14 protein-coding genes are annotated in these 14,740 nt (G+C 57.8%); 13 read left to right on the forward strand and 1 reads right to left on the reverse strand.

Annotated features, from left to right (window positions below):
• The first annotated feature begins 36 nt into the window (after positions 1 to 36).
• The 4 genes from FH061_RS13205 to rlmD all read left to right on the forward strand — a co-directional run bounded on the left by FH061_RS13205 (position 37) and on the right by rlmD (position 4,224).
• Positions 37 to 999: a peptidoglycan DD-metalloendopeptidase family protein gene (locus FH061_RS13205; protein ID WP_151636304.1), complete on the forward strand. Its 963-nt coding sequence runs from the start codon at positions 37 to 39 to the stop codon at positions 997 to 999.
• Entirely contained in the window at positions 1,000 to 2,019 is a 1,020-nt protein-coding gene (gene rpoS / locus FH061_RS13210) for an RNA polymerase sigma factor RpoS (protein WP_151636305.1), read from the forward strand.
• Positions 2,016 to 2,786 carry a 3'-5' exonuclease gene (locus FH061_RS13215; protein ID WP_151636306.1) on the forward strand — a complete coding sequence of 257 codons (771 nt, stop codon included), beginning with the start codon at positions 2,016 to 2,018 and terminating at the stop codon, positions 2,784 to 2,786. Before rpoS ends, FH061_RS13215 begins: the two co-directional genes overlap by 4 nt.
• Before the next feature lie 97 nt (positions 2,787 to 2,883).
• On the forward strand, positions 2,884 to 4,224 hold the full coding sequence (rlmD, locus tag FH061_RS13220; RefSeq protein WP_151636307.1) for a 23S rRNA (uracil(1939)-C(5))-methyltransferase RlmD: 1,341 nt from the start codon (positions 2,884 to 2,886) through the stop codon (positions 4,222 to 4,224).
• Between the two features lie 91 nt (positions 4,225 to 4,315).
• On the opposite strand, the gene FH061_RS13225 is transcribed toward rlmD, so the two are convergent.
• Positions 4,316 to 5,014, reverse strand: a complete 699-nt coding sequence (locus tag FH061_RS13225) for a Bax inhibitor-1/YccA family protein (protein WP_151636495.1) — start codon at positions 5,012 to 5,014, stop codon at positions 4,316 to 4,318.
• A gap of 221 nt (positions 5,015 to 5,235) precedes the next feature.
• Between FH061_RS13225 and ndk the strand changes: the two genes are divergently transcribed.
• The 9 genes from ndk (at position 5,236) to der (ending at position 14,658) form a co-directional block, all read left to right on the forward strand.
• Positions 5,236 to 5,661, forward strand: a complete 426-nt coding sequence (gene ndk, locus FH061_RS13230; protein WP_151636308.1) for a nucleoside-diphosphate kinase — start codon at positions 5,236 to 5,238, stop codon at positions 5,659 to 5,661.
• 61 nt (positions 5,662 to 5,722) lie between these two features.
• Positions 5,723 to 6,892 (forward strand): 23S rRNA (adenine(2503)-C(2))-methyltransferase RlmN, encoded by a 1,170-nt coding sequence (gene rlmN, locus FH061_RS13235; protein ID WP_151636309.1) that lies wholly within the window; start codon positions 5,723 to 5,725, stop codon positions 6,890 to 6,892.
• Between the two features lie 53 nt (positions 6,893 to 6,945).
• Positions 6,946 to 7,698: a type IV pilus biogenesis/stability protein PilW gene (pilW, locus tag FH061_RS13240; RefSeq protein ID WP_225984650.1), complete on the forward strand. Its 753-nt coding sequence runs from the start codon at positions 6,946 to 6,948 to the stop codon at positions 7,696 to 7,698.
• Entirely contained in the window at positions 7,691 to 8,833 is a 1,143-nt protein-coding gene (locus FH061_RS13245) for a helix-turn-helix domain-containing protein (protein ID WP_192805059.1), read from the forward strand. Before pilW ends, FH061_RS13245 begins: the two co-directional genes overlap by 8 nt.
• Positions 8,834 to 8,841: 8 nt before the next feature.
• On the forward strand, positions 8,842 to 10,113 hold the full coding sequence (gene ispG / locus FH061_RS13250) for a flavodoxin-dependent (E)-4-hydroxy-3-methylbut-2-enyl-diphosphate synthase (RefSeq protein WP_151636311.1): 1,272 nt from the start codon (positions 8,842 to 8,844) through the stop codon (positions 10,111 to 10,113).
• A gap of 25 nt (positions 10,114 to 10,138) precedes the next feature.
• On the forward strand, positions 10,139 to 11,482 hold the full coding sequence (hisS, locus tag FH061_RS13255; protein WP_151636312.1) for a histidine--tRNA ligase: 1,344 nt from the start codon (positions 10,139 to 10,141) through the stop codon (positions 11,480 to 11,482).
• Between the two features lie 12 nt (positions 11,483 to 11,494).
• Positions 11,495 to 12,139 (forward strand): YfgM family protein, encoded by a 645-nt coding sequence (locus tag FH061_RS13260; RefSeq protein WP_151636313.1) that lies wholly within the window; start codon positions 11,495 to 11,497, stop codon positions 12,137 to 12,139.
• A 19-nt stretch (positions 12,140 to 12,158) separates the two neighbouring features.
• Positions 12,159 to 13,307, forward strand: a complete 1,149-nt coding sequence (bamB, locus tag FH061_RS13265; RefSeq protein ID WP_151636314.1) for an outer membrane protein assembly factor BamB — start codon at positions 12,159 to 12,161, stop codon at positions 13,305 to 13,307.
• A gap of 7 nt (positions 13,308 to 13,314) precedes the next feature.
• Entirely contained in the window at positions 13,315 to 14,658 is a 1,344-nt protein-coding gene (gene der / locus FH061_RS13270) for a ribosome biogenesis GTPase Der (RefSeq protein WP_151636315.1), read from the forward strand.
• The last annotated feature ends 82 nt before the right edge of the window (positions 14,659 to 14,740 follow it).

Raw genomic sequence — 14,740 nt, forward strand, 5'->3', positions numbered from 1 at the left:
CGTCGTGAGCTGCCGCCAAATGTAAATTGTATGAGAATGAGAACAACACAATCCCTGTTAATCGCAGCCCTGTCGCTGTGGATCGCCGCCTGTACGACTCCGCATGGAACCGCGCCCGTAGTGGATCGTCCCGTCGGACCAAGAGTGTCCGAGCCGCCGAAGCCTGCCGTGCCACCACCCGTACAACAGGCTGCGCCGACGACGCGCACCGACAATCGCGGTTTCTACACTGTTCGTAAAGGCGACACATTGATCCAGATCGCACTCGACTTCGGACAGAACTATCGTGACATCGTTGCATGGAACAACCTTGCCAATCCGAATGACATCAAGGTGGATCAGGTATTGCGCGTCCTGCCGCCGGAAGGCGCACCGCAGACTGGCAGCGTGGCGCCGTCGCAGGGCGTCGAGGTGCGTCCGCTGACACCGTCTTCACCGGCGGCTGGCGCGGTGCCCAACAAGTCGGGGCCGCGCGGAGAAAAGCGCCCTTATTCCGATGGCATTCTTGCAGAACTGCAGAAACCCGATTCGGCAATCGCCGCGCCGGCGGCACCCGGCGGCATGCCGTCGCGCGTTGAACCGCCGAAAGCGGCGGAAAAGCCGGAACCTGCGACACCACCCTCGGCAGACGATGAAAACATTGCATGGATGTGGCCCGCCGAAGGCAGGGTCATTTCCCAGTTCAGCGAGGGGAAGCGCGGAATCGATATTGCCGGGAAGATGGGACAACCGGTTGTAGCGGCGGGCTCCGGCAAAGTGCTGTATGCTGGCAGTGGCATTCGTGGTTACGGTAATCTTGTCATCGTCAAGCACTCCAACAATTTGCTATCCGCTTATGCGCATAACAAAACCATCTTCGTGAAGGAAGATCAAAATGTCACTAAGGGACAGAAGATTGCCGAGATGGGAAATTCCGATACCGATGAGGTAAAACTGCATTTCGAAATACGTCAGCAAGGAAAGCCGGTCGATCCGTCAAAATTTCTTCCAAGCCGCTAAATGAATCGCACTCCTCACGATCCCATGGATGACGAAGCTTCTTCGGAAGGCATTTCCGAAGATATGCCGCTCAATGTCGCAGAAGACGGCGATGAACTGATCGATGACGCGGAACGCGGGGAGGATGTCATTGCGCCGGCCGCGGATCCCGTTGACGAACTGAAAACGGTATTGGCGGCGGAACTTTCCACCGACACGACCCAGCATTATCTCAACCAGATTGGTGCGCGGCCTCTGCTGACGGTGGAGGAGGAAGTGCATTACGCAACGCTGGCCAAGCAGGGAAATTTCGAAGCTCGCCAGAAAATGATCGAGCACAATCTGCGGCTTGTGGTCTCGATTGCCAAGCACTACATCAATCGTGGCGTCGTTCTGCTCGATCTGATCGAAGAGGGCAATCTCGGCCTGATGCGCGCGATCGACAAATTCGAGCCTGAGCGCGGCTTCCGGTTTTCCACCTATGCTACCTGGTGGATACGCCAGAGCATCGAGCGCGCGATCATGAACCAGGCGCGAACGGTGCGTCTGCCGGTCCATATGGTGCGCGAGCTTAACCAGATTCTCAGGGCCAAGTACCATCTTGAAGCCCAGCACCATGACGGCAAGGATGCGACTGCGGAAGATATTGCGCACCTTGTCGACCGTCCGGTCGAAGATGTGCAGGATATCCTCGCCTTGTCCGAGCACGCCACCTCGCTCGACGCCCCGCTGGACAATGATCCGCAGGCAAGCCTCATGGACATGTTGCCGGGAGACGCTGACGATGGTCCCGACTCGCGGGCCGAGCATCATGAAATGATGGGGCTGGTTCGCGACTGGCTGAAGAAGCTTCCCGACAAGCAGAGAGTGGTCATCGTGCGCCGTTTCGGCCTCGATAACGACGATCCTGCCACGCTCGAAGAGCTTGCCGCCGAAATGAGCGTCACCCGCGAGCGGGTACGGCAGATACAGCAGGAAGCCCTGGTCAAACTGAAGCGGGCATTGACGGCGCGCGGCGTCGGCAAGGACGCGCTGTTGTGATTCCGGTTCTCGTATTCGACATCGAGACTATTCCCGATGTTGCGGGATTGCGCGCACTGAATCCGCATTTTTCCAGCCTGGATGATGCGGAGGTGGCCGCCGCCGCCTTTGCCGCTCGCCGTGAAAAAACCGGGTCGGAATTTCTTCAGCATCATCTGCACCGCGTCGCTGCCATTTCCTGTGTCTTCCGTGACGATGACGGATTTCGCGTACGTTCGCTGGGCACCCTGGATGACCAGGAGCCGAAACTGGTTCAGGACTTCTTTCGTGTGATAGACCGTTATACGCCGCAACTGATTTCCTGGAATGGCGGCGGCTTCGACCTGCCCGTATTGCATTACCGCGCAATGGTCCATGGCGTCTGTGCATCCCGATACTGGGAAATGGGCGAGGAAGACCGCGATTTCAAATGGAACAACTATCTGAGCCGATATCACACCCGGCACATGGATCTGATGGACCTGCTTGCGCTTTATACCGGACGCGCCAATGCGCCTCTGGATGACTTGGCCAAGCTGTGCGGATTTCCGGGAAAGATGGGCGTCGACGGTTCGCAGGTCTGGACGCTTTTCCAGGAAGGGCGCCTCAGGGAAATTCGCGATTATTGCGAAACCGACGTCGTCAACACTTACCTCGTATATTGCCGTTTCCTGTTGATGCGCGGTGTCATGAGCAAGGCAGCCTACGAGGAGGAAATGGCCCTCGTGCGCGATTCGCTGGCCTTGCTGGACGGCGAGCACTGGAAGGAATACCTCTCCGCGTGGTAGATTCCACGGTTTCCCACTGAATTCCAACGCCGGCCTTCGCCCCTTCTTGTCTTTTGTATCACGGACGGCAGGGGCTGACCGGCTAACTATATTTCCTATGCAGCAGAGTACTATCGTTATCGAATCCCTCGACATGGAGGGACGCGGAGTCGGTCATTTGCAGAACGAGGACGGCACGCCCGGCAAGGTCATTTTTGTCGAAGGCGGCCTGCCAGCCGAGCGTGTCGGCTTTCAGTCCTTCCGCAAGAAGCCAAAGTGGGAAGCCGCAACCCTGACGGAACTCCATAATGAATCGTCAATGAGGGTGGCACCGAAATGCACCTATTTCGGCACTTGCGGCGGCTGTGCCATGCAGCATCTGGAACCGACGGCGCAAGTCGCCATGAAGCAGCGGGTCCTGGAAGATAATCTCTGGCATATCGGCAAGGTGCGTGCCGAACGCATGATGCGTCCGATCTACGGACCAACCTGGGGATATCGCTACCGCGCGCGTCTGTCAGTGCGCAATGTGCAGAAAAAGGGAGGAGTACTGGTTGGCTTCCACGAGCGCAAATCCTCGTTCATTGCCGACATGAAAACCTGCGAAATTTTGCCGCCCCATGTGTCTGCAATGCTTGTGCCACTGAGGCGCCTGGTGGAATCGCTCTCGATCTTTGACCAGATGCCCCAGATCGAACTGGCCGTGGGCGCAAGCGTCACCGCCCTGGTAATGAGGAACATGGCGGCGCTTACCGCAGAGGATGAATCCAGGTTGAGGGCGTTTGCCGACGAATACCGGATTCAGTGGTGGCTGCAGCCAAAGGGACCCGACACCGTCTATCCGTTCTATCCGACGGACGTGCAACTCGATTATGTACTGCCGGAGTTCGGCATCACGATGCCTTTCAAGCCCACCGACTTTACCCAGGTGAATCACCACATCAATCGTGTTCTCGTGGATCGCGCGCTGCGGCTGCTCGATGCGCAACCGGATGAGAGAGTTGCCGATCTGTTTTGCGGGCTGGGTAATTTCACCCTGCCGATCGCAACCCAGGTCCAAGAAGTCGTTGGCATCGAAGGCAGTACTGCCTTGACCGAACGTGCGCTCGGCAATGCAAAGGTCAACGGCGTCGCTGAAAAGACTTCGTTTCACTGCCGGAACCTGTTTGAAGCAACCACCGAGGATTTTGTCGCATTGGGCAAGTTCGACCGCATGCTGATTGATCCGCCGAGGGAAGGTGCAATTGCGGTTTGCCAAGCAATTGTCGGACTGGGCGAGTCTTTTGCCGACTTGCGCCCGAAGCGCATTGTCTACGTGTCATGCAGTCCGTCAACGTTGGCGCGAGACGCGGGTTATCTTGTTCACCAGGGCGGATATCGCCTCACCCAGGCCGGAGTGGTCAACATGTTTCCCCATACCGCGCACGTCGAGTCGATTGCCGTCTTCGATCTGCCTTGATGAACGGGGACGCCTGTTCCCAAATGAAAAATAAAAAGCCGACGTAAAGTCGGCTTTTTATTGACTGGGTGAGCGCGCTGTTAGGCATGCACTATTCGCGGCTGCCTCCGGCAAAGCCCAGCAAGGCAAGCAGGTTGCTGAAAATGTTGTAGACGTCGAGATAGATCGCCAGTGTGGCCGAAATATAATTGGTTTCGCCGCCGTTGATGATCTGCTGCACGTCAAACAGGATGTAGGCTGAGAATATTGCGATTGCCAATACGGAAATCGCCAGATAGAGCGCCGGCATTTGCAGGAAAATGTTTGCCAGTGCCGCGACGAGAATGACCAACACTCCCGCGAACAGCCATTTGCCGAGTCCGGAAAAATCCCGTTTTGAAACGGTGGCAATAGTTGCCATCCCGGCGAAGATCGCAGCCGTTCCGCCAAACGCCATCATGATCAGCGAAGCGCCGTTCGAAAAGCCGAGGATATGGCCGATCAGGCGGGACAGCATCAGGCCCATGAAAAACGTGAAGCCCAGCAATACGGCAACTCCGAGTCCGGAGTTTTTCGTCTTTTCTATCGCATAGAAGAAGCCGAATGCGATGGCGAGAAATGCAACGAAGCCGAAGACCGGACTTCCTGAAAAGAAGGTAAAGCGGAATTGCACTCCAAGCCAGGCGCCCAATACCGTGGGCAGCATCGATATGGCCAGCAGCCAATAGGTATTGCGCAAGACCCGGTTGCGAACAACAAGAGCCTCGCCGGCCGCGGTGGGGGAATAAGTCTGTTGCAGATGATTATCCATAGAACCTCCAGAAAAGGAATACGTACGACTCCTGTGTATATTGACAGCATAGCATGCTGGTTTAGGCTTTAGGGTATGCGGAACCTCCAAAGGTTCTCATGCGTCCAACCGCGCTGGCTGTAGGGAAACTCCGAGTTCGAGTGCATTCGTGCTAAAATAGAAGGTTAGTTGATTTCTCAATTATTCACCTTAACCCTTTCTTTTTATTGGAGTTTTCACAGATGGCAACTGAACGCACCCTGTCGATCATCAAACCGGACGCTGTAGCAAAGAACGTGATCGGCCAGATCTATACCCGTTTTGAAAACGCCGGCCTGAAGGTTATCGCAGCTCGCATGGCCCAGCTTTCCCGCGCTGAAGCCGAGGGTTTCTATGCTGTGCACCGTGAGCGCCCGTTCTTCAAGGATCTGGTGGATTTCATGGTCTCCGGCCCGGTCATGATCCAGGTGCTGGAAGGCGACAACGCCATTGCAAAAAACCGTGAGCTGATGGGCGCAACCGATCCGAAGAAGGCAGACAAGGGCACTATCCGTGCCGACTTCGCCGATTCCATCGACGCCAATGCAGTGCACGGATCCGACGCTCCGGAGACGGCGCAAGTTGAAATCTCCTATTTCTTCCCGGCGCTGAACGTTTATTCGCGCTAATCGCAACCCTGTTTGCCCTTAATCAATTATTCTGGTCAAACATCACTAATGAAGACTTGTCATGACGGAAATCACCAACCTGCTGGATCTTGATCCCGCGCAACTTATTGCCTATTGCGGCGAGTTGGGTGAAAAACCGTTTCGTGCCAAGCAATTGCAGCGCTGGATTCACCAATTCGGCGCAAGCGATTTTGATTCAATGACGGATCTTGCGAAATCCTTGCGTGACAAGCTGAAAACGCATGCAAGGATTTCCGCGCCCGCCGTGATCAGCGATCACACTTCCTCGGACGGAACACGCAAGTGGCTGCTCGATGTGGGGCAGGGCAACGCCGTCGAAACCGTTTTCATTCCTGAAGAAAACCGCGGCACGCTTTGCATTTCCACGCAAGCCGGCTGTGCCGTGAACTGCCGTTTCTGCTCCACCGGCAAGCAGGGCTTCAATCGCAATCTGAGCGTTGGCGAAATTATCGGCCAGCTGTGGATGGCGGAATTCGAATTGCGGCGTACAAAGGGAATCGAGCCTGGTCCCAAGGGCGAACGCCAGATTACCAATGTGGTGATGATGGGCATGGGCGAACCGCTGCTGAATTTCGAGCCGACGGTAACCGCGCTCAAGCTCATGCTCGACGATAATGCCTATGGCCTGTCGCGCCGGCGGGTCACCGTTTCCACAAGCGGCGTTGTCCCGATGATGGACAAGCTTTCGCAGGAATGCCCGGTGGCTCTGGCGGTGTCGGTCCATGCCTCCAACGATGCCTTGCGGGATGGCCTGGTGCCGCTTAACAAGAAGTATCCGCTGAGCGAACTCATGGCCGCCTGCCGGCGTTACCTTGAATTTGCGCCGCGCGATTTCGTCACGTTCGAGTATTGCATGCTCGACGGCGTCAACGACACTGACGAACATGCGCGGCAGTTGATCGATCTGGTGCTGCACGGCCCGGAACCGGTTCCCTGCAAATTCAACCTGATTCCTTTCAATCCTTTTCCGGAATCCGGTCTCAAGAGATCCAACAATGCACGCATCAAGGCCTTCGCGCAGATCCTGATGGATGCCGGTATCGTCACGACGATTCGAAAGACGCGCGGCGATGACATCGACGCGGCCTGCGGCCAGTTGGCCGGTGAAGTGCAGGATCGTACCCGCGTGCAGGAACGCATGCAGAAGATGGCCGAATATCAAAAAAAGTTCGGCGAGAATTTTGGGCGTATCGTCGAGGTGCCGCGGTGATTCAACGCAGGGCGGGCGCGTTGCGCCTGACAATTCTTTCTGCTCTGGCTTCTTTGTTATTTCTGAGCGGTTGCGCCAGCACGGGCGGAGCCGGCTCGCAGAATGAACTGCCGACGCTGTCCGACCAGACCGACAACCAGAAACGGGCGCGCATTCGGCTTCAACTTGCCATCGGCTATTACGAGCAGCGGCAAATGGTTGTTGCGCTCGACGAAATCAAGCAGGCAATTGCCGCGGATCCCAGTTTTGCGGATGCCTACAGTATGCGCGGCTTGATCTACATGGACATGGGCGAAAACCGGCTTGCAGAAGACAACTTTTTGCAGGCGATCCGGCTTGCGCCGAATACGCCGGATTTCAATAACAACTATGGATGGTTCCTGTGCCAGAACGGCCGGGAGAAACAGTCGATCCAGTACTTCGAGGCGGCGCTGAAAAATCGTGCCTACCAGTCACCCGCAAAGGCCCTGAACAATGCCGGTTTCTGCAGCCTGAAGATCAACGACAAGGTTGCCGCCGAAAGATACTTTTCGCAGGCCTTTCAAGCCGATCCTGCCAATCCGGCAACGAACGTCAACCTCGCCAGATTGTATTTCGAACGCGGCGATTATGAGAGGGCGCGTTTTTACGTGACCCGAGTCATGAAAGCCGATGTCATGACTGCGGACGTACTGTGGCTTGCGATACGCATCGAGCATAAGCTGGGTGACCGCGCAGCCGAGGCCAGTCTTGCGAACCAGCTGCGCCGTCGCCACGCCGGTTCAGCCGAATATGCCGCTTATCAACGTGGAGCTTTCAATGAATGAGCCAGGATTGAATGATCAAGCCATGCCCGGCGACACCGGCAAGGAACAACCCATTCTGGTTTCTCCGGGGGCGCGTCTGGCCGCATGCCGCCAGGAACGCGGCTGGACAGTCGAGCAGGTGGCCAGCCAGCTGAATCTCGCACCCAGGCAAGTGCTTGCCCTTGAGGCGGACGATTATCCTTCACTGCCGGGCATGGCGATTGTGCGCGGCTTCGTGCGGCAATATGCCAAGCTGCTCAAGATCGATGCGGCGCCGCTGCTGGCTTCGCTCGGCGGGGAAACAATGCTGGCGCAAGAGCCCATACGGCCTCGCCAGAATCTTTCAACCCCGTTTTCGGATGCCCGCCTGCCGTCAATGAATGCCCGCTCGGGCCTATCGGCGAAATGGATCGTGGCGGCTGTCGCGGTGGTCGTCATCGGCGCCGCTGTCTATGCGTTGCGTGAAGGTGTGGACCTTGCCGGCATGTCTCGATCGGCCAGTTCTCAAGTCAAGGATGGCCTGTCCCAGATAGGGACGCCCTCCACCCCGGCATCGCAAAGCGCTACTGATGCTCCGGCCACGGCGAATACGACGGACGCCGCATCCGCTCCGCCGGAGCCGATCAACGCCCAGCCGCCGGTGGATCCGGCTGCAGGCAACGGCGTGAACCCGCCGGGGCAGGCGGCAGGGACAGGACAAGCTGGTAATGGGACAAACCAGCAAGCCGCAAATCCGAATCCTTCCGCCCCCCGGCAAGACGGCACCGCAACTTCTCAATCGCCTGCAACGTCATCCGCAGCCGCCCCGCCAGCCACACCGGCGGCGACAGCCTCGCCTTCCGCTCCTGCTATCGCATCGACGCCGCCATCATCCACGGTTGCAGCGACAGCAAGCACGGCGGCGCCGGTGAACGCCAGCAATAGTCTGGTAATCAAGGCGCGCCAGGATTCATGGATTGAGATCAAGTCAGCCGGCAGCGGCAAGCCTGCGGTATCCCGCCTTGTGAAGGCCGGGGAAACCGAAACATTCGAAGTGACCGATCCAGTTACTGTCGTTATCGGCAATGCCTCCGGCGTCGATGCTACATTGCGCGGGAATCCCGTCGAACTGAAAGTGCCGGGCAATGGCAATGTCGCTCGCTTAACCCTGAAATAACCCTATTCATGTCGACAGCCTATTCTCCTATTGCTTCGGGCCCGCTTTCCAAGCGCCGCACCCGGGGTGTATCGATACGCTATGGCACGCGCGAAGTGCTGGTTGGCGGCCCTGCGCCCGTAGTCGTGCAGTCGATGACCAATACCGATACCGCTGACGCCATCGGGACGGCCATCCAGATCAAGGATCTCGCCCGCGCCGGCTCGGAACTCGTCCGTATCACGGTAAATAATCCAGAAGCGGCGGCGGCGGTGGTCGCCATTCGTGAGCAGCTCGACCGCATGGGAATCGATGTGCCGCTGGTCGGCGATTTCCATTACAACGGGCACAAGCTGCTGACGGACTTCCCGGAGTGTGCCCAGGCATTGTCGAAGTACCGCATCAATCCCGGCAACGTGGGGCAGGGCGCCAAGCGTGATACCCAGTTCGCGCAGATGATCGAGGTCGCGTGCAAGTATGACAAGCCGGTGCGTATCGGCGTCAACTGGGGCAGCCTCGACCAGTCGCTCCTGGCTCGCATCATGGATGAAAACGCCCGGCGCGCGGAGCCATGGACAGCTCAAGCCGTCATGTATGAAGCATTGGTGACGTCGGCGATCGAAAATGCTCAGCGCGCCGAAGAACTTGGGATGAACGCCGACAAGATCATCCTGTCTTGCAAGGTCTCCGGCGTGCAGGATCTGATCGCGGTCTATCGAGAGCTCGCACGCCGCTGCGATTACCCGCTGCACCTTGGCCTGACTGAAGCAGGCATGGGCAGCAAGGGTATCGTTGCGTCGACGGCAGCCTTGTCCGTCCTGCTGCAGGAGGGCATCGGAGACACGATCCGCATTTCACTCACACCGGAACCCGGCGGCGACCGCACCAAGGAAGTCGTGGTGGCGCAGGAAATCCTGCAAACCATGGGTTTGCGGAAGTTCACTCCCATGGTCATCGCCTGTCCCGGCTGCGGAAGGACGACCTCGACCGTATTCCAGGAACTCGCGGACAGGATACAGACTTACCTGCGTGAACAGATGCCCGTGTGGAAAAAGGAGTATCCGGGCGTGGAAAACATGAATGTCGCCGTGATGGGCTGCATCGTCAATGGCCCCGGCGAGTCAAAGCATGCCAACATCGGCATCAGTCTTCCCGGCACCGGCGAGTCGCCGGCGGCACCGGTTTTCGTCGATGGCGAAAAGAAGGTGACATTGCGCGGCGAGCATATCGCCGAAGAATTCCAGGCGATCGTCCTGGATTACGTTAAGACCCGTTATGGGAAAAATGCGGTTGCGATTTAAATGCGCCGTACACTGAGTAAAAAGCATGTCAGAAAATAAAAAAGCTGAAAAAATCGTTGGCGTGAAAGGGATGAACGACATTCTTCCCGCCGATGCGCCTCTCTGGGAACTGTTTGAGAATACCGTGCAGTCGGTGTTGAAAAGCTACGGCTTCCAGCAGATCCGTACTCCGATTGTCGAGCCGACGGCATTGTTCGCGAGGGGGCTCGGTGCGGTCACCGATATCGTCGAAAAGGAGATGTACTCCTTTGTCGACTCGATGAACGGCGACAATCTCACGCTGCGTCCTGAAAGCACTGCCGGGGTGGTTCGTGCGGCGCTTGAGCACAATCTGACTTACGACGGCCCGAAACGGCTCTGGTACGTGGGGCCGATGTTCCGCCATGAAAGGCCGCAGCGCGGACGCTACCGCCAGTTTCACCAGGTCGGTGCGGAGGCCATCGGCTTTACCGGGCCGGACATCGATGCCGAACTCATCATGCTCTGCCAGCGGCTGTGGGACGATCTCGGCCTGGAAGGCATCAGGCTGGAACTGAACTCCATCGGCAATGCCGACGAGCGCAACCGTCACCGCGCCGATCTGGTCGCCTATTTCGAACAGCACAAGGAATTGCTGGACGCCGACGCGCAAAGGCGTCTGCATTCCAATCCTCTGCGCATCTTGGACACCAAGAACCCGGCGATGCAGGAGATGGTGAACGGCGCCCCCAAGCTGCTCGACTATCTGGGCGAAGAGTCGCGCGCGCACTTCGAAGGCGTGCAGAAAATCCTCAGGCATAACAGTATTCCGTTCACCATCAATCCGCGTCTGGTTCGCGGAATGGATTACTACAACCGTACCGTATTCGAATGGGTGACCGATCAGCTCGGCTCCCAGGGAACGGTATGCGGCGGCGGACGTTACGACCCGCTCATCGAAATGTTCGGCGGCAAACCGACACCGGCATGCGGATTCGCAATGGGCGTGGAGCGCCTGCTTGAACTGTTGAAGGCCAATGGCGAACGGTTCGAGCCGAACCAGTGCGACGTGTACGTCGTGCATCAGGGAGAAGAGGCGCAGCTTCAGGCGTTCGTGGTCGCCGAGCGCCTGCGTGACGCGGGCCTGGATGTCATTCTTCATTGCGGCGCATCCAATGGCGGCAGCAGTTTCAAGGCGCAGATGAAACGCGCTGATGCCAGCGGCGCAGGCTTCGCCATCATCATCGGGGAAGATGAGGTGGCAAAATCGGTTGCTGCCGTGAAGAACATGCGCGCCGAGTCCACGGACAACAATCAGGTCACCGTCCCGATTGAAAATGTCGCCACCTACGTCCTCGACCAGATCGTCTGCGGCGACGAGTGCGACGATCCCACTCACCACCATAATTAATCGGGAAGCATCATGGCATACGATCTTGAAGAACAGGAACAGCTGGCGTCATTGAAGTCCTGGTGGAGCCAGTACGGCAACCTTATTACCTGGATTTTGATCATCGCCCTCGCGGCTTACGCCGGCTGGAGCGGCTGGAATCTCTATCAGCGCAATCAGGCCACACAGGCCGGGCAGCTCTACGAAGAACTGCAAAGAGGCGTGACGTCCAAGGACAATCAGAAAGTGCAGCGGGCGGCAACCGACCTTGAAAGCAAGTTCGGCAAGACAGCCTATGCGCAGATGGGTGCGCTGGCCGCTGCAAAAAGTGCATTCGACGCCAACGATCTGAACACCGCGAAAACACAATTGCAATGGGTGGCCGAAAACGGTACCGACGAATACAAGGCAATCGCGAGGATTCGCCTCGCCGGCGTACTGCTGGATGAGAAGGCATTCGACGAAGGCTTGAAACTGCTTGAGGGTCAGTTCCCCGAGCAGTTCGCCGGTGCCGTGGCCGACCGCAAAGGCGATATTCTGCTTGCCCAGGCGAAAACGGAGGAGGCTCGCGCTGCCTACAAGCTTGCGCTTGAAAAGACCGATGAAAAGAACCCGGCGCGTCAACTTATCCAATTAAAACTGGACGCAATCGGCGGCGCAGCCAAGGCTGCAGCATAAAAGTAAAAAAGGGGAATCCATGCATACTGCAGTAAAGCTCACTTATGTCGGACTGGTTGCCATGCTGGCAGGCTGTTCGTCGCTTAATCCGTTTGCCAGTAAATCGGCGCCGCGCAATCCACCCGCCGCGCTTGAGTCGATTCAGCAGACATTGGCAGTGCGCACTGCATGGACGAACAACATCGGCAGCGCCGGCGCGTTCGTGTTTTCCCCGGCTGTTGCGGAAGGCAGCGTCTATGTGGCGGCAGCCGACGGCGCACTCGCGCGCATCGATGCCGCGTCCGGACGCACGCAGTGGCGCATCAACGCCGGCATGCCCTTGACTGCGGGCGTCGGAAGCGATGGCAATACCGTGGCGGTAGCCGGTGAGAAGGGCATGCTGCTTGCCTTCGATACCGAAGGCAAGTTGCGGTGGAAGGTCCAGGCGTCCAGCGAAATCCTCTCGGCGCCTGCGGTAGGGCAGGGTGTGATTGTCGTCCGAAGCGTAGACAACCGCATCGCCGCCTACGATATTGAAAACGGCAACCGGCGCTGGGTTGCCCAGCGGCAGACGCCGCCTTTGACCTTGCGTACGGCGCCGGGCATTGTGATCTCGGGGCCGACCGCCTACGTGGCCTTGCCCGGGGGGCGCCTCTCCGCGCTGGCGCTCACCAACGGCGGTGCCCGCTGGGAAGCCGCTGTCGGCGATCCTCGCGGCACAACCGAACTTGAACGCATCGCCGATCTGTCGGGTACGCCAGTGATTGCCGGTCGCGACGTCTGCGCCGTTGCCTATCAGGGCCGTGTTGCCTGCTTTGATGCAGTGACCGGCACAGCGCGCTGGAGCAAGGAGGCATCGAGCGAAGTTGGCGTGGCGCTCGACGAACGCTTCGTGTACGTCGCTGATGAACGCGGGGCCGTCACCGCGCTGTCGCGCGAATCCGGCAGCGGCGCATGGCGCAACCCGAAGCTCGCCTATCGGCGCCTCTCCACGCCTGTCGTCGTCGGACGTTCCGTCGCTGTCGGCGATGGACAGGGATTTGTTCACTTTCTTTCTCGCGATGATGGGGCCTTCCTGGCCCGTCTCAGTATTGATAGCAGCCCGGTGACGGGCGCAGCATCCGTGGCCGCTACGACGGCACTTTTCCAAACTCAAGCAGGTACAGTGGTTGCATTGGCAACCGAGTAAGAATTCAATGAAGCCGGTAATCGCATTAGTAGGCCGACCCAACGTCGGCAAATCCACATTGTTCAACCGGCTCACCCGGTCGCGCGATGCGTTGGTCGCCGACCTCCCTGGTCTCACCCGTGATCGCCATTACGGCGAGGGCCGGATCGGCGAGCGTCCCTTCCTGGTCATTGATACCGGTGGTTTCGAACCGGTCGCCAAGGAAGGGATCATGCATGAGATGGCCAAGCAGACCAAGCAGGCGGTTGCCGAGGCGGATATCGTGGTCTTCATTGTCGACGGTCGGCAAGGTCTGACACCGCATGACAAGACCATCACAGACTTCCTGCGCAAATCAGGACGGCAGGTCATGTTGGTGGTCAACAAGGCCGAAGGAATGAAATACACCTCCGTCACCGCCGAATTCTATGAGCTCGGGCTGGGTGATCCTTACGTTATTTCAGCTGCGCATGGGGATGGCGTGGTTGACCTTGTCAATGAATCGCTTGATCTGGCCTTCGCCCAGCGTGAACCGGAAGCGGAAGCCGAAACCGCTGCGACCCGCGGCATCAAGATCGCCATCGTCGGACGGCCCAACGTGGGCAAATCCACGCTGGTCAACACGCTTCTCGGCGAGGATCGTGTCATTGCCTTCGACATGCCGGGTACGACGCGCGACTCGATTGAAATTCCCTTTGAGCGGGAGGGCAAGCATTACACGCTGATCGATACCGCAGGCATTCGCCGAAGAGGTAAAGTATTCGAGGCAATCGAAAAATTCTCGGTGGTAAAGACCTTGCAATCCATTTCGGAAGCCAATGTGGTTCTCCTGTTGCTCGATGCCCAGCAGGATATCTCCGAACAGGACGCTCACATCGCCGGGTTTGTTCTGGAGTCGGGCCGAGCCCTGGTCGTCGGCGTGAACAAGTGGGATGGTCTTGACAGTGACCGGCGTGATGAAATCAAGATGGACATGGAGCGCAAGCTCAGCTTCCTGTTCTTCGCAAAATTCCACTTCATCTCCGCACTGAAGGGAAGCGGGATCGGTCCGCTGATGAAATCAATCGACTCCGCTTATGCGGCCGCAATGGCCAAGCTGTCGACGCCGCGCCTGACCCGTGCGCTGATCGAAGCGGTGGAACACCAGCAGCCGCGTCGCAAGGGTTCGATCCGACCGAAGTTGCGGTATGCCCACCAGGGTGGTCAGAATCCGCCAATTGTCGTTATTCACGGCAATGCGCTCGACGCCATTGACGACAACTACAGGCGGTATCTCGAAAAACACTTTCGTGAAACTTTTTCACTAGTCGGGACTCCATTGCGTATCGAGCTGCGTTCTAGCAAAAATCCCTTTACAAAGGATCAAAAATAATCTTTGCAACATGACTACAAGCTTGGCAAGTTGCACAAAAATCGATAAAGTCTTAAAGCAATATTATCAGAGAGACACTTGA

The sequence above is a fragment of the Noviherbaspirillum aerium genome (assembly GCF_008929045.1).
In the GTDB taxonomy this organism is placed as follows: domain Bacteria; phylum Pseudomonadota; class Gammaproteobacteria; order Burkholderiales; family Burkholderiaceae_D; genus Noviherbaspirillum; species Noviherbaspirillum aerium.